Consider the following 19,222-nt stretch of genomic DNA (forward strand, 5'->3'; position numbering starts at 1 on the left):
TAATACTTTGCATATTGGTGACATCATAGGGTTTAGAGACGATTTGTTTTTCGAAGGTGCAGTTCAAATAGATTGGTTTTATAATCAGCTAAAAGCTGCTAAAGTTGCAGAGAGTTTTGTGTTTCATGGAAGTGAGTATTTTGGAGTTTCTGATGAACAGACCGGAAGTAAAATGACAGATACTGTCTCCTTTTTCAAAACTATTGCAAGTAAAATTGAGGATGATCAACGTGGAAATCCATTTACTCTAGCAATTGCTGAGTATGGTACAGGAAAATCCCATTTGGCAGTTGCGTTAGCACAAGTTCTGTCTGGAAAAGACTATATGCCACAAACTTATAAGAAGCTTATAGAAAACATTAGAAGAATTGATGTAGAAGCTACTAAAGATATTGAAGCTATAGGTGAAAAACCGAATCTAATTTTGACAATTAACGGAATGCGAGATTTTAATTTACACTATGAAATTCTTAGAGCGGCAAGTAGAAGTATTAAACTATATGGCTATTCTGATGAAAACTTAAAAAAATTGAATAGGGCGCATGAAATCGCATTTCGCTTTTTGGAAAGAAATATAGCAACAAGTACTGCTCTATTTGAACAACAAGCAGAGAGCTATCAATGGGCTGAAAAAGGACAAGCTTTAGCTGAAAGATTAAGAAAAACATTATCAGAGGATAAATATGCTTTTGAAATCATTAACAAGGTTTATCAGGAGATTAATGGGCATGAAATTCGCTGGGACGAAGGTGTTTCAGCAATGTCTGTATTAGAGACTTTGTTGACTGAATATTGTGGGATTAGCGGTGTATTCAATAAAATTGTAATCATTTTTGATGAGTTTGGTAGGTATTTAGAATATGCTTCATCAGCTGATTCAGCTCAAACAGGGGATAGTGCATTACAGCAAATATTTGAAGCGGTGCAAAACGCTGATGGAAATATTCAAATGATTAACTTTATCCAATCAGATATAAAAGCATATCTTCAAAGAGTTGATAAGACAAGAAATATCAGTAGATATATTGGTAGATTCGATGCTAGTGATAAATATCATCTATCATCAAACTTGGAAACAGTTTTTGCAAACTTAATTGATCGTAAGGATAAAGATAGTTTTGATAGGTATATAAAGGTATGGCAAAATACCCATGAATCAGAATGGGTTGCTACCTATGAAAAGATGGATCAGTGGTTGCCATTAAAGGGATTGTGGAAGGATTATAGCCTATTTAGGCAGGTTATTGTTGAGGGTATATATCCAATGCATCCACTTTCCACCTATATGTTAACAGGCCTATCAGGGTATCTGCAAAATCGTTCATCATTGACATTAGTAAATAAATTTATTAGTTTACTTTCTTCTTATAAAATTGATGAAAATTCTGGATGTCCAATAGTCTTACCAGAACAATTACTAGACGGTGATTTGTACTCTGAAATGTTAGCTGCTGAACAAGAAGGACGCCAGCTGAGCAGGCATTGTATTCGTTATGATAATGTGTTAAGAAAATCAGGAGAAAAGTTAACTGAAAATATGTGCAAGATACTAAGATCTAATCTTGTACTTAAACTACTCCGATTTAGAACTACTAACTATGAAGATGCAAAACTTGCTCTTAGCATATGCTCCGGCTTGTCAATTACGGAAGTAGAAGAAGAACTTGTTTGGCTAGAGAATGAGTATGCTATTTTAGGCTTTGATGAGCACACAAGTTCCTTTGATTTTTTAGAAGATTCTAGTGGCGCACATGATTTTAGGACATTTTATCGTAGAATAAAATCGGGACAAAAATTGTCTAAAGCAATATTTGATGATTCTAATATTCGTGAAATAGCAGGCATATTAACTAATGTTAGTACAAACTTTTCTATTGAAAACAAAATTAAAAGTAATGAGTGGCAATTTACTCAGGACTTATTCCATATAGATGAGATTTCAGATGCGTATGTTGATTCCTTAATTTCCGATTTTAGAAATTCAACAGCGCCAGAAAAAGTTAAAGGTAAACTGATATGGCTATACATTAACAAAGACACAGATATCAAGCGGTTGGACAATGTACAAAGACTATCTAATAAAATAAACGGAATGCCTATACTTATTTTCTTGTTAAATGATGTTGAGAATAAACTGTATTCAGCATTACTAGAATATGACGTATTATCAAAACAAATTTCTAACGAGGATAAGGCTAGATTTGGACACCATTATAGCGACGCATTTATGCAAGCAGAGAATGTTTTAAGAGATACATTTGATGTTTTACAACGTGAAAGGATAGCTGTTACTCCAGATGGGACTAAACAGCTTTCAAGTAGATTAGCTGTATCTTTGTCTGAAATTCTCAGCAATATATATCCTAATGTAGTTCCTTTTGACTTCGATGGTTTTGATAGTAAGCAACCAGGAAGGGCTAAAAAAGCATTTTGTTCTATTTTAAAGCTCTTATTATCTGGAAGTATTAACGCAAATACAATTCAAAGCTCACCAGTTGAAGTCCGAAATAGGTTTGAAGCAACATTATTTGAAACTGGAAAAAATTCTTGGAAATGTGTTAATTCGAACTATCAAATCATGCCACCAAAAAACAAACGAGTTTTTTTAATTTATAATTTCCTAGAAGAAAAATTAAAGAAAGATCAAGAGTTAGATTGCAATTATATTTTTAATAAATTGAGTATGCCACCATTTGGACTTAACGATTATATTATTTTGTTTATAATTTCTGTATTTTGTGCTAATCTGAATTATTGTTTGCGTGTAAAATACAAAGATGAAACATATAGTATTATGAAATGGAAAGATATTGTTGTTGGTGACAGCAAGATATCTATATCCATATTAAAAGAATCACATTTTCTTTTGGTAGATGCAGGAGCTGTGATAGATAATTATTTGAGACTTTTTAAACAAGTGGAGAATAATGATAATGTAAATCTGGTTACTAAGTACTATAACGAGCTGAATCAACTAGCTCAATCCGATGAAATACCTACTGAGTTAGAAGCCCAATATAAATTATGTGAATATAGATTAAATGAGGGCAAAAAAGTATTATCAAGATGGAACACAGTAATTGATGATCTTCATACTAAATATGAAACGGTTCTTGAAGATGGCGATTTATATGTAGGATTGCAAGCTATTGGTACAATATATAATCCTTCCATTTATAGCATCTTTAATGAAAGATATGTAATACAAGATGAACAGAAAAAGATGTTACAAGATTTTCGAGACAGGTTTAAGAACTATGTTGATCCAAGACTAAAAAATTGGATAAAAGATCAACGGTGTTATTCTGTGGAGAGTATGTCACAATATAAGAAACATTATAAACGTATTACAGCTTTATTGCAGGAACTGGGTTATTTTGAACACGCTGAATTTGCAGAAAAACACGGAGAAAGCGAATTACAAAATAGAGAGGCAATAAGGGATAGACAAGAATTAAAAACTAACTATGGAAAGTTTATGTCGGAAAAAGTTGTGACTAATTTTGTTGCATATACAACATTGATAGAATGGGAAAAGCAAGGCTTAGATTTGTTAGATAAAGCAGAAAAGTATAAAGATTCTCTTGGATCTGATTATTTAAATCTTACAAATAAACTTACAACAAGAATAAATGATATTGCTAATGCCTATAAGAAAATCAAATGTGATATGGATGATATTTGGAATGACATTTATGAATTAACCGACATTGACATGGTTGAGTCGATGATTGAGCGTATTGATTATGTCTGCAAAAAAGGTATACCTTTATCAGACAGATCTGATTTTGTGGATTTACAAAAAGTTTTTGAAGAGTTTATAGCGGATAGTAAAGAACTTCAGAACTTAGGCCTAGATCGTATGGCTTTTGAAGTTAAGCTTAAAAACCTTCTTGAAAAATATTCTGAAGATGATGTAGAAATAGATGTATTACATATATTAAAATCTATTGCTGATACTTGTGTAAATAATATGAATGTTAAAGAGAATGATTGGTGTCAAAAATTTATATCTACTATTAACGAAAATGTGAATAGGCAAGATGCGCTAAAGTGGATAGATAATACAATGAGTTTGCCTACATATTTAACTGAAAGTTCTATAGAAAAATATACACATACAAAAAAACAGATTGATAAAATTTTAAGTGAAGCTAATATAGATGATGTAATTTTCTATTACCAAAAGCTGAATCAATACGAACGTGAAAAGTGTGTAGCAAGAATAATGGAGATTTGCCATAAATAAAATAATAGAACTGTGCTGCTTTCAGCTAAAACACAGCCCCAAATAAAAATTACACTTTTTAATATAATTGGTGAATAAGCAGTGGTACTATATTGTACAATATGTTTTTTGACTGTCAATAGAGTGGTTTTAAATAAGTCAATATAAGTTATCTATTTATAAAAGGGCATGAAATAGCATCTATCGTTTTGTTTTGATAGATGCTTTAATACAAAAATAGGTTATTGCAAATTAGGTAATGTAATTTACCATTTTCAATCTTTTTAATTGTTTCCTTGGCATTAGATACCGCCTCTGAGAGTACTCTTGTATCTGAACCATCAATTAGTTCAAGTACATACAACACCTTATCTGTCTTAATAATACGAATTGCAGAATTTACTCTTGTTCTTGTTCCGCCAATATGTTCATCATAAGTACCAAGTTGATTGCTATAATACTCTTCAATATTCCCCTATTCCATCATCCACCTTTGACCAGTTCACTTGCCACCGCTTATCACCTTACAGTATTATCACTTTGCGATAAACTTTTCTATTGATATAATATTATCAGACTTTAATTCCCAAAATGTTGCTTGAATCCATTTTTTGTTTGGATTTGTACAAATATATTCAGTGTATTTAGAAGAAATATCAAAGATGTGTTGCCAACTTTTCTGAATAAGGTCTTCTTTTTGCATTTCTTCTTGAGATTCAAAATTAGCATTATCTTCTTCGGAGGTAGGCAAGTACCAATGATTTAATGCATAATGCCAAAGGTCAAAATCAGATAGCAATACTTTTTGATCAGGGATATCTAATGTTATTAACACTACGGGAGTTCCTCTTTCTGCATATCCTTTCCTTCGCTTATTTGACTTTTTTCGTTTGCCTTCCCAAGAATACCAGGCCCAAATTGGGTATTTAACCCCAGTAGGTGGAACTGAAATTCTATTATTCATTTCTTGACAAATCCAATCATACGCTCTCAATGCATCTGTATCCGATGACTCCCAAATAATGTTCTCTTCTCTAACATTGTAAACTCCAAATTTCTCAAGCTCATTTAACACATCTAGGCGTTGTATTGTCCATATAATAATCAAAATCACTTCCATTCAGTTATTCTCGTTATCGCTGTCTACTTGCGTTCAATTGAACCCCATATTTTAACTTAACTAGATATCTATGAAACAGTACCAACAGCACTCAAATAAAAAAGGTGCTGTTGGTACTTAATATTAACTATACTTAGTTGTTAGTATACTCTTCATCATCTTCAAAACAGAAGACTTCTTCAACTGTTTTGCCAAAAACCTTTGCAATATCCATTGCTAATTTTAATGATGGATTGTATTTTCCGTTTTCTAGATTACCTATTGTCTCACGGCGAACACCTACAAGTTCTGCAAGTTCAGCTTGCTGCATATTTTTTTCACGGCGTAGTTCATGTATTTTTGTAGTTAGCCTTGGCATTTAGTCACCATCCTTCTCCAATTGAAGAAATTTTAAACCTACAGAAATTTCTCCAACTGCTAAGAAAAATGGATATAGATCTAAGAAATTTAAATTAACATTTATATTTGCCATATCCAACACCTTAAAAATTATAGTAAGAACCAGAACAAATAACAACAGATACATAAAACCATAAGATTGTGCTTTTGTCATATGAGTTGAGGCCATCTCATCATACTTTTCCTTTTTAGCAAAGAAGGTAACAAACATACCAATGATGCTGACAAGTAAAAATATTATTAATAATATTTTACACACTAAATAATCATCAAAAAAACTAAGAACTCCTACGCACAACCAAGTAAATCCGAACAATAAATAGTTAATAACAATTGATGTTTTAATACGCATTATTTTGTCTTGCATAAAATTGCCCTCCAATATGTGATGTATTTTTATCTTATGTTATAAATATATCACTTGGATTGCTGATTGTCAATATCTAATGTGCGAAATATATCATATATTTTTACAATACCAGTCCACCTCATTCGGCATACATACTACTCGGCATCATGGTAGGAGTCCTGTCTCTTGCTATCTCCATATCCATCATAAGAGTAGCAACGGTGACAGAGCTTTTGTTAGAGTGTAGGTTATTTACCAATACAGCATGATTATTCTGTTGCTTTGTAATTATAAATTGGTTTGAGTATTTTCTGAATTTCTACTGTTTCTTGAATACATTCTACGATTTCTTCGAGTGGTTTATATGCCATAGGTGCTTCATCTAATGTTTCATCACACACTGAAGTAGTGAAGATATCTTTCATAGATTCTTGATAGGCATCCATTGTAAGCCTATCCTTTGCCTGCGCTCTACTCATGAGTCTGCCAGCGCCGTGTGGGGCAGAGTAGTTCCAATCCTCATTTCCTTTACCTATGCCTAAAATACACCCATCTCTCATGTTGATCGGAATCAAAAGTTGTTCACCTTTTTGAGCGCTAATTGCGCCTTTTCAAACGATATTGGTATCCATGTCAATGTAGTTATGTATTGTTTCAAATCTACTAATAGCAGTTAAATTGATCTCTTTTAGAATAATATTAGCGATTGTCTCTCTGTTCAACACAGCAAATTCTTGACAAATTTTCATATCATGCAAATACATATCACGATATTTCCCTTGCAAGTAGCATAGTGCTTTTGGGGTTGTTATTTGCCTATTCTCAAACTCTTTTTGCAAAGTAACTAATGCTTTCTGTATTTCGTTGCTTCTACCCTCAACTTTGTAATTGTTGATTATACGAATACGTTCTTGAAGCATTTCATCCCGGCCTTTTAGCAGCTCATACGCGAGTTCTTGATAATACTCAGCCACTTGTTTACCGAGGTTACGACTTCCGGTATGAATTATTAGATATTTGTTATTATGATCGTCTTTGTCAACCTCAATAAAATGATTTCCACCACCTAAAGTGCCTAAGCTTTGTTTGATTCTAGTAGTTCTTTTTAACTCCTTAAAGCAACACAGATTATTTAGCTCTGGGAATTCAAGTATTTTAGTTTCATGTACATTTTTTCCACTTGGAATATATTCTCTTATAACATTATCAAGCTTTTGTAAATCTAAATCCACATCACCAAGGTTCACAGTATGCATACCACAACCAATATCTACGCCAACTATATTTGGTATTACTTTATCACCTAAGTCAGCGGTAAACCCAATAACACATCCTTTGCCAGCATGGGTATCAGGCATAATTCTAACTTTACAGTTTTTAAAGGGTTGTTGTTCAAGTAATAAGTGAACCTGGTTTAGAGATTCCTCATCAATACTTTTCGCAAATATCTTTAAGTTCATAATGTCAAAACCTTTCTGTAATTATTAAATAAATTATAGTATCTATTGTGTCCGTTTAAAAGGATGTAGTTTTATTGGGATATCGAAGCATAGGGAGTACAATTCAGTAAAAACTCCTTTAATGAAGGTAGGGGGAAGTTAGGTTGAATCAATATTGTGAAACAAAACCACTAGAGCTTGGGTAAATGAAATCAAAGCGTATATTGATGTTCACCCAACTCATCCTTGGAATGAGATTAGAGAAGTGTAGTACGAAAACATTATTATATATGATAAAACAAAAAGCCCTCTATCATTTCTTATTGTTTTGGGGTTAACTTAATTATACCACGTCAGCTGATTACTTCTATATATTTTTGAGTGATATACCGAGTTTGCCATGTTCGTTAAATCGCATTATATCAACAATTGTTGTGTTTTGCTCATGGCTATATAGTAAACTACTAGAGTTGATTAACCAATAAGGTTATAAAGGTTAACACTATTCCTATTCCAATTAAGGTAAGCATAAGCATATTTTTTTGGCGGAAAATACGATTTTGTTCTTCAATCTTTTCTGATAATCTTTCAATAATCTTGCGGTTTTCAAGAATAATATTAGATAGAAGTAAATCTGTTTTGGAATTTACTGCTTTCTCTATGTTTTGAAACATGCTCATGTTTTCATTTTTTATCTCTAATAGAGATGTATTTAGCTTGCTAATAAATTCAATATTTTGTTCTTTTATTTCAGCATGTCTTTTTTGTAAATCCTTGTTTGTTTTCTCCATAGATATATTTAAATCTTTAGATTTATCTACTATCTCTTGGATTTGATCTGCTATCTCTTTAAGTTGCTCTGTGTTGTGTATATTATGATTTAGAATTTTATTTGCTTGCTCGTATAAAGTTGTAACCTTAGATAAATCTTGTGCAGATCGCTCCATATCATCTATTGTTTGACTTAATTTTTGTAAATCCACCATCATAAGCTCTCCTTCAGATTTTGTATTCTATCAAGTGTATTATTTAATTCAACTAGTAATGAACCGTTGTCATTAAGGGAAGTATAAACTTGAATTGCTTTATCAGGATACCGATTGGATAGAAATTCTCCTAAAACATCTTTGTTTTTATCACTAGCAATCGAACCTATAGTCAAGGTTTTCTCGAAAATGTCATTGAAGCTATCTTCATCATATGATTCAATCTCGTTAAAAGCATCGCTAAATCTAGAAAATCCATCCGTATCATTAAATTTATCACAGATTAGTCTTAACATTCCGCTAACATAGTTAAGTCCTGTGTTATAACGATAGCTCTCAAGATAGCGTTGCATTGTAGGCAATAACTTTTCAATATCAGCCATTGTTTCTAAATGCTTTGCTTGAGATATATTATGAGCCTCTTTGGTTTTATAAAAAAGGTCAAACCATAGATTGTAGTCATTGGGGTTATATGTGATTTGATCTAAAAGGATAGCTTTATCATCAAACTTAAAGTAGTAGTTTATGAATTGTTTTAAATCTTCGCTATTAGTATATGCATCACATAAATCCATCATGGTCTTTATTGATTGTCGTCTGCTATATACTATTTCATCGTATCCCCACTGTAGCAATAGTTTCATATACTTATCATATTGTGGGAGTGTTGTATCATTTAAAATTTGTAAATAGTCATTATAATGCCCAGAAGTATTTGTTTCAGAAAAATTACTATCATACCTATTGATATATTCTTTTAGTTTATTCTTTACGCTTTTTTCTGAATACTTTACTCGCTTTACTCTTATTTTGGCATTTTTCTCGCCCCATTCCTCAATTGTCCAATCACCGATAATGCCAAGTAAGCTAAGTTTATATATTGCTTTTTCAACTTCTGATTTATTGTAATTCGGATTACAAATTACGATGTCGCTATCCTGTGATTTTAAATAATTAAAAATCCAGCGCATAACTGATAGATCTCGTTCAACACCAAGGTTATTGAGCTTCCATAAATACATAATATTTGATAAATCGCATTTTAAATACTTTGTTAACTCGACTAGTCTACTAATTTTAATATTCTTAGAGAACAATTCATTTAAAATATCTTTATGACATATTTCTGGCTGGTATAGAATAAAACATTTAGCAGATTTTCTATCTCTGCCAGCTCGTCCAGCTTCTTGATAGAAAGCCTCTACTGACCAGGGTAATCCATAATGAATTGTATATCGAATATTTGGTTTGTTTACGCCCATACCGAATGCTTTGGTAGCTACTAGTAAAGGAAATATATTTTCTCGATAACCTTCTTGAATAACCTTTTTTTCATATTTTAAATCACTATGATATGCTTGAACATTTACATTTAAGTCCTTGGAGAGTTTTTGGGATATTTCAATACAACCATTTTGCCCACCTTTATTTACAGTAAAAATCAAACCACACTTAGTATTTTTATCTGCAAGCTCAAACACCTTGTTGCTATGCATCGTATTGATGAGGCTAAGCTGATTCAATAAACTGTCATATTTATCGTTCCCATGCAAATTTACAATTTCAAAGTAAAGCTCTTTTCTATCCATGGTACTTGTAGATTTCACATTTTCGGAGTCAATTTGGAACTCGTTTTTAATATCTTTTAAAACAAACTGAGATGCGGTGGCAGTTAGTCCTAGTAAGATAGTTGCAGGGCAATATTCTTTAATAGTCTTCACTAAGTTTAAATAAGAGGTTCTAAAATCATGTCCCCATTCCGACATACAATGAACCTCATCAATAACAGCATATCCAAAGTTTTTAGAATAGTTAATTTCTCGTAGCGAATCACGAAACTTTTGAACTTGAAAACGCTCGGGAGATATCCAAATAATTTGGTATTTTCCTTGCGCATAATTCATCATAATCTGATCTTTTTGTTTTGCATCTAAATCACTTGATATATAGCTAGTTCTATCAATATGGACATCATCTAAATTATCTTTTTGATCATAAATTAAGGACAGTATGGGGCATACTGCAAAGCTAATACATGGTTGGAGTAATGATACAAATTGATAGCATAATGATTTACCTGATCCAGTGGGTAAAATACCAATTGTATCATTTTTTCTTAACGCATTTACTATAATCGCTTCTTGTCCGTCATTAAATTCATTATACCCAAAAATATTTTGTAGTATAAAGTCCAAGTGTGGTTTATCTGAATTAACGCCTTCCATAATTAAATCATATTTTATAGACTCGTGCGTACTAACTATATAATAATCCTTCTCATCAAAATAATCATTTCGTATATAAATGGTGTTTGGTTTTAACTTATTTTCATCAGTCCATCTTTTGTAGATACTAAAATCGATATTTACACTGTTTTTAGAGTTAATATCAGTTTGCATAGTTATCAAAATTTCTGGTTTTTTAAAATTCAACTTTCTTAATGCACACAAATGTTCAAGCCATATCATTAAATCGTTAAACGCTAAATAAAACATTTTGGACACAATTTTATTAATTTTTGTAAAGGTGAACTCCCAATTTTTTTGGCTTAAATCCAATTTTCCTGTTTGCAGTAATTGGATCAACATTAACTGGAATCTCATTATCATATCATATTGAATGCGAGCTTTATTTTGTTTGTAATAATTTGAATCTTCATAAGCCTCTTTGTAAGCACTGATTTCCACACTGCTTCTCAAAGCAGAAATAATATCTTTAATGTGACTTTGGAGATTGTCATCTATTATTCGAATTGCTTTAGTCGGTATTCTAACAATCTTAATTCCGTTTTTTATTAAAAAGACATCTCGCTCGTTATCTCTTCTTTTTTGAATACTTTCATTGTGTTGATATCCATCAATCTCAATGACTAATTTTGCTTGAGCAATGTAAAAATCAACTTGTTGTCCAATAAATGATTCGCTGTTTTCAGGTATGATATCCGTAACTAGAGCTTCAGGTAAGATAAGATTTTGAACAAAGGCGTATTCTTTAAAGTAATTCGGTATAATGGTTTCAAGAAAGTATAACGCTGGATTATAATTTCTTTCTCCATCTCCTTTTACAACATTATTCCACTTACTATTCTCTTCTGAAATGAAATATATCGCGGGGCAGTCTTTATTATACAGGCTTTCAGATAATGTAAGATTAGATTTTAAGTATTGAGAAGGCTTAGTCACACTGCCTCGTTGTAATATGTTTTTTAAAACACAATACACGCCATAATAATTATCTTGCACAATAGGATAATCTAAATTTTGAATTACAAAATTTGATTTGGATTTACCGTAGGATGCTGAAAATTTTAGCACTTCAATCTTCTCCTTGTAATGTGACATGTATAGAAGGATTTTATCTCGATTAGCTTAGTTTAATAAATTATACCATATTTATCCTTAGTTTTCAAACAATACTTACTGATTTAGTTTAAGTTACCATCTTGACATTTCTTATTTTATCTTGATTTCAATGTTCAATTAATTTTTTTATGAGGTGGCACTAAATTGTGCCACCTTAATTTTATGTCCAAAATAAATATTGAAGCTGTTCATAACATGTGATAAAATTCATATATAGTGTTCACATCAGAGTGAACATAAAGACTGCTAAAGTAAGTCAATAGGTGGAATGAGGTGGAAGAAATGACTGACCAGTTGACCTTTGGTCAATATATTACCCAAAAAAGATTAGTAAAAGAAATATCACTGCGAAAATTTGCAAGTATGCTTTCTATCTCGCCAGTATATATGTGTAATATTGAAAAAGATAGAAGGCCAGCACCGAACAACGAAGTGTTAGAGAAGATTTCAGCTTTATTATGTTTTAGTAAAGAAGAACAAGATGTGTTATATGACCTTGCAGCCAAATCAAAAAATGCACCTGCTGTATCAAAAGATTTACCAGATTATATTATGGAGAAAGATATTGTTAGAGTTGCGTTAAGAACTGCAAAAGATGTGGATGCAACAGATGAAGAATGGCAAGAGTTTATTGAGAAATTAAAAAAAAGGAGTAAGACAACTGAGGAGGATAATTGAGAATGCAACATGGCATTAAATCATTTAGAGAACAAGCCTTAGAAACAATAGCTCGCAATATCATAAAAGAATATGACCCTACCTTACTTGGATCTGATCCACGCGCAATCCCAATTGAAGAAATAATTGAACAGCACTTAAATTTAACGATAGAATATCAATATATCAGAAAGAATGGCAGAATATTAGGAGAAACTGTTTTTGATGACGACCTTATTCCAATCTACGATAAAGAAGATGGCAAAGGGTATACTTTTGTATGGATGGATAAAGGTACAATCGTAATAGATGCAAGTTTATTAGAATGTAAAAATGATGGAAGACTACGATTTACGCTTGCACATGAATTGGCACATTGGTTAATACATAATGAGTATTATTGCAATCTTGGAGAAGTAGCAACCATGAAAACCGATATAAGAAGAAGTTCCGATACAGATAAGTACATTGAAAGACAAGCAGATATTTTAGCCGGTCATTTGTTAATGCCAAAAGGACAAGTAAAAATGGCATTTAACAGATTAAGAGGGAAATCAGCTAACATTATTTCTGATCTTGCGGAAAGATTTGATGTATCAAAACAAGCTATGGAAATCAAATTAAACTCATGTAACCTGTTATAAAAGCCGATAATTGGCTTTTTTTAAGTATAGTGTTCTCTTTTTAGGGAACGAATATTACATAAAAGAAGGTGTGTAGTAATAGACATAAAAAGATCAGTATTTATAAATTGTGTAAAGTGCAGTAAGCATATAGTGAAATTGGCAGTAAAAAGATCCGAACTGGTTCGTATTTCCGCATTGGAGGGGAATCAGTATATAGAGTGTGAAATTGAAATTAAATGCCCCCATTGTAAAGAACTAATTGGAATTTCAAAATTGAATAATTGTTAGAACTTAGGACGAGCAACATCCGGAAACGCAGATTGAGGTCTGTAGGTGCGAGATAAGGTGCCGACAAGTTAGCTTTTAAAGCTTTATTTGTCGTGCATTTTTTTATGCTCATTTTTAGATAAATCCTTCCCGCTTTAAAAGCAGGAAGGATTTTTTTATGTATGAATGGCTATGTTACATAGCGAAATACCCATAATCTCCGATTTTTGAACGCAAACCAACTTCAAAAATTAAGGAGATTACGGAATGAAAATATTAAAAGGTGTTTATAACACAATAACAAAAAAATATGAAGATGTGGAAGTAAATGATGAGGTATATAGGGTATTCAACATAGTGGATCGTAAAATGCGGTATATGCAATATGATCTTAAAAGTGAAAAAATCATGGTTGATGTGAAAAATGAGAGGATATCTATAATACCGAGTCGAGAGGACTCTCTTGATAGACTTATTGATGATAACAAAGAGGAGTTTGCGGATGAACAAGAAAGTGTTGAATCCATTGTAGAACGGAAAGTGTTATTAGAACTACTCCCCGTACATATTCAACTTCTTACCCAAGAAGAAAGAGAACTGATTGATTTGTTATATAACCAAAAAATCTCCGAGCGAGAATTAGCTGTACGAACAGGTATCCCAAGAAAAACAATTAGTTACCGAAAAGATAAAATACTTAGAAAATTAAAAAAATATTTGAAATAATAAAACTTTTTTCGCCCACCCCTCACTCTCAACGGCAAATAGAGTGAGGGGGTTATTTATATCTCGTTATTGTAGCTTGAAAATTGAATACACATTTATTGCATACATTCTTTTTATTATTGCAATCAGCATAAGCCACATTAACAATTGCGCCACGACTCAAATTTGATGAGCGAATAACAATTGGTTATAAGTGTTGGGTAACTACCAACATGGCCATGACAAATAAAAAGGATAATGATACTCCCGTCTAGCCACAGACTCAAGCAATGGGGGCGGTTATGAGAGATCCTCATAAGGGTGAAATTCCCGTGGAGTTGGTTCGTTGCCAACCGTGTGATAGATGTAATTATTATAAAGTCTATGCAAAGTAGGAATATTCACTTGAAATGATGTACCTGCTACTTTGCATATGACATTACTTATTTAATTTAGAGTAACAGAAGGAGAAATAAATGAATACAAATATAAAGCGGGGTAATTTGTTCTATGCAGATTTAAGCCCTGTAATTGGATCGGAACAGGGTGGTATCCGTCCTGTGTTAATTATACAAAACAATATAGGAAACCAATTCAGCCCTACAGTTATTGTGGCTGCTATAACAAGCCAAACAACCAAGAATAGAATACCAACGCACATCGTAGTTAATTCAGATATTATTCCAAAGGATTCAATTGTTTTACTAGAGCAAATCCGCACAATTGATAAAGATAGGTTAAAACAATATATCGGACAACTTGATGAGCAATATATGAGACAAATTGATAAAGCATTGCTAATCAGTGTAGGGTTAAATGATAGGCATAAAGATGAAATAGAACTAACGCTATGTCCTACTTGTGCACATCAGTTCTATGAATCTAGTCAACATTTTATCAAGAGAACGAAACCCTTGCAAAGAGTGAAAGAGCGTTGTACATATTGCAATGTACGCATGGGATATGATTTTACAATAACTCATAAAAATTAAGAATCATTGTGCCTTATGAAAACATAACGTACAAGCGGTATCACATACATTGTTTAGTAAAGGGGAGAGTGGTTCGTATGGCAAAAGGGATACAAGTAGTATGCAAAAACACATATAAAAATAAAGATAGTAAACTGCTCAAACAAGCATTTAATAAAAAGTGGATTGAGCTTATTAACCAATATGAAAAATCAAAGATGAATCTAACAATTTAACAGAATTAACAAACCATTTCTAATATCTTATAATAAGAGTATGTAGAAATGGTTTGTTTTATCGTCTGATGGAAAAGGAGACGGATACAATGAAGGTAGCTATTTATTGTCGATTATCTGAGGAAGATAAAAACAAACAATTAAGTACTGATGACAGCGAAAGTATTCAAAACCAAAAAGAAATGCTTTTACAGTATGCAATAGAGCAAGGATGGGAAATCTACAACATCTATAGCGATGATGATTATGCAGGTGCAGATAGAAATCGTCCTGAATTTAATAAGCTCTTAGCAGATGCAAAACAGCGCAAGTTTGATATCGTTTTATGTAAAACGCAATCTCGCTTTACGAGAGAGTTAGAACTCGTTGAAAAATACATACATGGTTTGTTTCCTATTTGGAATATCCGTTTTGTTAGTATCGTAGATAATGCGGATACTGCAAACAAGGGAAACAAAAAGTCCCGACAGATTAATGGCTTAGTAAATGAATGGTACCTTGAAGATATGTCGGAGAATATTAAAAGTGTATTTGATGCAAAGCGAAAAAATGGATATCATATTGGTTCATTTGCATTATATGGATATAAGAAAGATCCAAACCAAAAAGGGCATTTGCTCATTGATGAAGAAGCAGCTGAAATCGTAAGGGAGGTATTTACTCTGTTTTCGCTAGGGTATGGCAAAACAGCAATTGCTCAAATCTTAAATGAAAGAGGCGTACCGAATCCTACGGAGTATAAAAGATTGCAAGGTTTACGATATAAGGCACCTGAAACAAAACAAAGTACTCTATGGAAGTATTTCTCAATCTCACACATGTTAGTAAATGAAATCTATATTGGAAACATGGTACAAGGGAAGTATGGTAGTATATCCTATAAAACAAAACAGAATAAGCCGAAACAAAAAGAACAATGGTATAAAGTTGAGGGAACGCATGAACCGATTATAGACCAAGCCCTTTGGAATAGGGTTCAATCACTAATCGGACAGAGAGTAAAACCTTTTACGATTGGTACGATTGGCATCTTTGCTAAAAAAGTAAAATGTATGAATTGCGGTTATACAATGCGTTCTGCAAAAAGTCATGATAGGTATTACTTAAAGTGTTCTAGTAAAATTATAGCGAAAGACAGTTGTATAGGATCATTTGTTTCTGTAGAAGCATTAGAAGAAATCGTAATGGGTGAGCTAAATAAGCTATGTAAAGAGTATTTGGATCGAGATGAACTAGAGGCTAATATCGAGTTTCATAATAATATTAAAGCAAAAATACAAAAGTGTGAGACAAAATTAGCTCAATATCAAAAGAAAATCGCTGAACTATCCAAGTGTATTAGAGAACTTTACATAGATAAAATGAAAAAGCTTATTACAGAAAAGGAATATGTAGAATTTTCAGAAGAGTTTTCGAAAGACAGAGTTAAATTTGAAAAATTAGAAGCTGAAATGGAAAAACAAATTGCTCAATTAAGAAGTGAAGATCTAATTGAAAATAATCATAGAAAGCTAATTGAAGAATACATTCACATTGAAAAGCTAAATCGTGAGATCGTTGAGAAGTTAATTGACTATATTTTAGTAGGAAAAAAGGATACGAAAACGCAAGTACTACCAGTCGAAATATTCTGGAATTTTTAATACTTTGTTAACTGATTCGTCATAAATGGGGCTAATTTCCACACGAATTGTGTGAAATAGGGCATTTGTTGTTCTTGCATGATTGCACCATCCGCTGCTAAGTCTTCTACTAAATCGGCAATCGGGTCGCCAGTAGATTGTAATGCTGAAGCAGAGAAAGCTTCTCCAGAAGCGGCAACTGGATATAAACCGGTGGTATGGTCCACATAATATGGAGCAAATCCACTACGTTTGATTTCATCAACAGTGAGATTACGTGTTAATTGGTATACAATTGCACAAATCATTTCAAAGTGGCCTAGTTCTTCTGTACCTATTTCGTATTCACAATGTAACTTTCAAGAAAAAAGCCTTGATTCAGCGGCATTTGCTGACATGCAAACCGCTAATTCCGCGAATGTGCCGATTGAGAATATGCTAAAACACATCACAATTTATGAAAAGTTTGAGTGGTGTAGAGGTGCCCATAATGGTAGTTTTACTAAGTCGGACAAGCCTCAATATGAGGTAGATATCCTAGTCGCAATTTAAAAAGAGGTGAATCAAATGAGAAAGACAAATAATCAAATGCTATTCAAAGAGGACCAACTAGAAATAACGAAGGTGCAATCAAAAGAAAGCAAACACCAACAGGTGTGTGAAATTGCAGTAGAAGACCTAAAACCTTTTCAACACCATCCGTTTCAAGTGAATCACGATGGAACATCAGGGAAAAGCAACTTCCCGACAACTTGTTGGCAAGACAGAAAGTGCGGATTTTATAAGTGATACAGAAAGTGGTGAAACTATACGACGTTATATCCGATTAACTGAGCTTGCCAAACCAATTTTGGATATGGTAGATAGCAAACGCATCGCTTTTTCACCTGCCGTAGAGTTATCACACTTGACAAAACAAGAACAAGCGGAATTGTGGGCTGTAATGCAACAAGAGGATTGTACACCATCATTGTCACAAGCAATCCGTATGAAAAAGTTATCACAAGAAGTGAAGCTGACACCAGAAGTAATATACAGCATAATGTCAGAGGAAAAAGCAAATCAAAAGCAGCAAGTGCGAATTCAAATAGACAAGCTAAACTAATTCTTTCCGAAAAATTATACTGTTGAACAATTGGAGAGAGCCATAATGAAATTGTTAGGGGATCGTCAAAGAAAACTACGCAGTAAAGAAGAGCGATAGGATAATTGATTAGAATTCACTGGTAAATAGAATGCAATCAGAGAGTAGTTGAATACTCTCTGATTTTTTATAGCTAGTTGCACATTAACGTGCAACTTTTCTGCTTTTTCAGACTGTTAATGAGGGGATGATTTTTATAAATAATTATTTTACAGATTTTGAGTCTGAACAATTTACTTTCTTTCGTGTCCCAAAAGAACTATTTACTAACAAGAAATATAACCATATTACTGCTGAGGCAAAACTGCTTTATGGACTTCTACTAGATCGTATGGGGTTGTCAGTAAAAAATGGCTGGAAGGATGAGAACGGGTTGGTCTATATTTATTATACCATTGAGAACATCATGGAGAGTATAGGCTGTGGCCATGAAAAGGCGTGTAAGTTATTAGTCGAGCTAAGTAAGGCCGATTTAATTGAACGTCGCAAACAAGGTCAAGGAAGACCAACAGTAATTTATGTGAAGAAGTTTATTTCAGACATCGGAAAATCAGAGGTCAAGACTTCTGAAAAACATACTTCTAGACATCAAAATTTCAGAACTCTAGACTTCGGAAAAACCGACACTAGTAATACTAATATGAATAATACGGATATGAGTGATACTAATCTATCTATCATGTTTGATGAGATGAATGAGATTGTCCGTAATACAATTGAATACGATATTCTGATTCAAAAGCTACCCTATGAGAAAGAAAAAATAGATGAGATCACTTCTCTTATAACAGATACCCTTTGCACAACGAAAAAAACCGTTCGAGTATCAGGAAATGAGATTCCGGTTGCGGTAGTGCGTTCTAGATTACTAAAGATTACTGCGGAGCACGTTGAATATGTCATTGATATGTTAAATCAAAATACAACCATGATACGCAACATAAAAGCATATTTGTTATCTGCCCTCTATAATGCCCCGACAACAATGGATCACTATTACACCGCGCTTGTAAACCATAATTTTTATGGAAGTTAAACATGGTATTGGAAAAATAAATCTAATTAAGGTTATGCAATTATTACAAAATTATTAACCAGTAATAATACAATT

The 19,222-nt window shown here is 32.7% G+C and carries 15 protein-coding genes and 1 pseudogene; 9 read left to right on the top strand and 7 right to left on the bottom strand.

Going from position 1 to position 19,222, the window contains the following annotated elements; translation table 11 throughout:
* The first annotated feature begins 7 nt into the window (after positions 1–7).
* A complete protein-coding gene (locus RBG61_RS13135; protein ID WP_307944279.1) occupies positions 8–4,249 on the top strand; it encodes a hypothetical protein in 4,242 nt (1,413 codons plus the stop codon).
* Positions 4,250–4,763: 514 nt separating this feature from the next.
* Here the strand turns inward: RBG61_RS13135 and RBG61_RS13140 are convergent.
* From RBG61_RS13140 to RBG61_RS13165, 6 genes and pseudogenes are all read right to left on the bottom strand, one after another.
* Positions 4,764–5,348: a DUF3841 domain-containing protein gene (locus RBG61_RS13140; protein WP_307944282.1), complete on the bottom strand. Its 585-nt coding sequence runs from the start codon at positions 5,346–5,348 to the stop codon at positions 4,764–4,766.
* A gap of 133 nt (positions 5,349–5,481) precedes the next feature.
* Positions 5,482–5,706: a helix-turn-helix transcriptional regulator gene (locus tag RBG61_RS13145; protein WP_307944285.1), complete on the bottom strand. Its 225-nt coding sequence runs from the start codon at positions 5,704–5,706 to the stop codon at positions 5,482–5,484.
* On the bottom strand, positions 5,707–6,114 hold the full coding sequence (locus tag RBG61_RS13150; protein ID WP_307944287.1) for a hypothetical protein: 408 nt from the start codon (positions 6,112–6,114) through the stop codon (positions 5,707–5,709).
* 251 nt (positions 6,115–6,365) lie between these two features.
* Positions 6,366–7,556, bottom strand: a pseudogene (locus tag RBG61_RS13155) (RtcB family protein).
* A 443-nt stretch (positions 7,557–7,999) separates the two neighbouring features.
* Positions 8,000–8,521, bottom strand: coding sequence for a hypothetical protein (locus RBG61_RS13160; RefSeq protein ID WP_307944289.1), 522 nt, complete (start codon positions 8,519–8,521; stop codon positions 8,000–8,002).
* Entirely contained in the window at positions 8,521–11,835 is a 3,315-nt protein-coding gene (locus RBG61_RS13165) for a RecQ family ATP-dependent DNA helicase (protein WP_307944290.1), read from the bottom strand. The genes RBG61_RS13160 and RBG61_RS13165 overlap by 1 nt, the downstream gene beginning before the upstream one ends.
* A 330-nt stretch (positions 11,836–12,165) precedes the next feature.
* On the opposite strand from RBG61_RS13165, the gene RBG61_RS13170 reads away from it, so the two are divergent.
* The 6 genes from RBG61_RS13170 (at position 12,166) to RBG61_RS13195 (ending at position 16,988) form a co-directional block, all read left to right on the top strand.
* Positions 12,166–12,561 carry a helix-turn-helix domain-containing protein gene (locus RBG61_RS13170; RefSeq protein WP_307944292.1) on the top strand — a complete coding sequence of 132 codons (396 nt, stop codon included), beginning with the start codon at positions 12,166–12,168 and terminating at the stop codon, positions 12,559–12,561.
* Positions 12,562–12,563: 2 nt separating this feature from the next.
* Entirely contained in the window at positions 12,564–13,184 is a 621-nt protein-coding gene (locus RBG61_RS13175) for an ImmA/IrrE family metallo-endopeptidase (RefSeq protein WP_307944295.1), read from the top strand.
* Between the two features lie 516 nt (positions 13,185–13,700).
* The gene (locus RBG61_RS13180) at positions 13,701–14,159 is read left to right on the top strand and encodes an RNA polymerase sigma factor (RefSeq protein WP_307944297.1); all 459 of its coding nucleotides are present in this window, start codon (positions 13,701–13,703) and stop codon (positions 14,157–14,159) included.
* 455 nt (positions 14,160–14,614) lie between these two features.
* Entirely contained in the window at positions 14,615–15,130 is a 516-nt protein-coding gene (locus RBG61_RS13185; RefSeq protein ID WP_307944299.1) for a type II toxin-antitoxin system PemK/MazF family toxin, read from the top strand.
* Positions 15,131–15,207: 77 nt separating this feature from the next.
* Positions 15,208–15,345, top strand: coding sequence for a hypothetical protein (locus RBG61_RS13190; RefSeq protein WP_307944300.1), 138 nt, complete (start codon positions 15,208–15,210; stop codon positions 15,343–15,345).
* Positions 15,346–15,434: 89 nt separating this feature from the next.
* On the top strand, positions 15,435–16,988 hold the full coding sequence (locus RBG61_RS13195) for a recombinase family protein (protein ID WP_307944301.1): 1,554 nt from the start codon (positions 15,435–15,437) through the stop codon (positions 16,986–16,988).
* Here the strand turns inward: RBG61_RS13195 and RBG61_RS13200 are convergent.
* Positions 16,985–17,275, bottom strand: coding sequence for an Mn-containing catalase (locus RBG61_RS13200; protein ID WP_307944302.1), 291 nt, complete (start codon positions 17,273–17,275; stop codon positions 16,985–16,987). The two genes, RBG61_RS13195 and RBG61_RS13200, sit on opposite strands and share 4 nt — an antisense overlap.
* A gap of 410 nt (positions 17,276–17,685) precedes the next feature.
* Between RBG61_RS13200 and RBG61_RS13205 the strand changes: the two genes are divergently transcribed.
* Together RBG61_RS13205 and RBG61_RS13210 are read left to right on the top strand one after the other, a co-directional pair.
* Positions 17,686–18,072 (top strand): hypothetical protein, encoded by a 387-nt coding sequence (locus tag RBG61_RS13205; protein ID WP_307944303.1) that lies wholly within the window; start codon positions 17,686–17,688, stop codon positions 18,070–18,072.
* Positions 18,073–18,298: 226 nt separating this feature from the next.
* Positions 18,299–19,147: a DUF6017 domain-containing protein gene (locus tag RBG61_RS13210; protein ID WP_307944304.1), complete on the top strand. Its 849-nt coding sequence runs from the start codon at positions 18,299–18,301 to the stop codon at positions 19,145–19,147.
* Positions 19,148–19,222: the final 75 nt, after the last annotated feature.

The organism is Paludicola sp. MB14-C6 (genome assembly GCF_030908625.1).
In the GTDB taxonomy this organism is placed as follows: Bacteria; Bacillota; Clostridia; order Oscillospirales; family Ruminococcaceae; genus Paludihabitans.

Excerpts from the sequence above, each read along its gene's own strand:
- RBG61_RS13140 (WP_307944282.1), bottom strand. The coding sequence starts at position 5,348 with ATGGAAGTGATTTTGATTATTATATGGACAATACAACGCCTAGATGTG.
- RBG61_RS13145 (WP_307944285.1), bottom strand. The coding sequence starts at position 5,706 with ATGCCAAGGCTAACTACAAAAATACATGAACTACGCCGTGAAAAAAAT.
- RBG61_RS13150 (WP_307944287.1), bottom strand. The coding sequence starts at position 6,114 with ATGCAAGACAAAATAATGCGTATTAAAACATCAATTGTTATTAACTAT.
- RBG61_RS13160 (WP_307944289.1), bottom strand. The coding sequence starts at position 8,521 with ATGGTGGATTTACAAAAATTAAGTCAAACAATAGATGATATGGAGCGA.
- RBG61_RS13170 (WP_307944292.1), top strand. The coding sequence starts at position 12,166 with ATGACTGACCAGTTGACCTTTGGTCAATATATTACCCAAAAAAGATTA.
- RBG61_RS13175 (WP_307944295.1), top strand. The coding sequence starts at position 12,564 with ATGCAACATGGCATTAAATCATTTAGAGAACAAGCCTTAGAAACAATA.
- RBG61_RS13180 (WP_307944297.1), top strand. The coding sequence starts at position 13,701 with ATGAAAATATTAAAAGGTGTTTATAACACAATAACAAAAAAATATGAA.
- RBG61_RS13185 (WP_307944299.1), top strand. The coding sequence starts at position 14,615 with ATGAATACAAATATAAAGCGGGGTAATTTGTTCTATGCAGATTTAAGC.
- RBG61_RS13190 (WP_307944300.1), top strand. The coding sequence starts at position 15,208 with ATGGCAAAAGGGATACAAGTAGTATGCAAAAACACATATAAAAATAAA.
- RBG61_RS13195 (WP_307944301.1), top strand. The coding sequence starts at position 15,435 with ATGAAGGTAGCTATTTATTGTCGATTATCTGAGGAAGATAAAAACAAA.
- RBG61_RS13200 (WP_307944302.1), bottom strand. The coding sequence starts at position 17,275 with ATGATTTGTGCAATTGTATACCAATTAACACGTAATCTCACTGTTGAT.
- RBG61_RS13205 (WP_307944303.1), top strand. The coding sequence starts at position 17,686 with ATGGAACATCAGGGAAAAGCAACTTCCCGACAACTTGTTGGCAAGACA.
- RBG61_RS13210 (WP_307944304.1), top strand. The coding sequence starts at position 18,299 with ATGATTTTTATAAATAATTATTTTACAGATTTTGAGTCTGAACAATTT.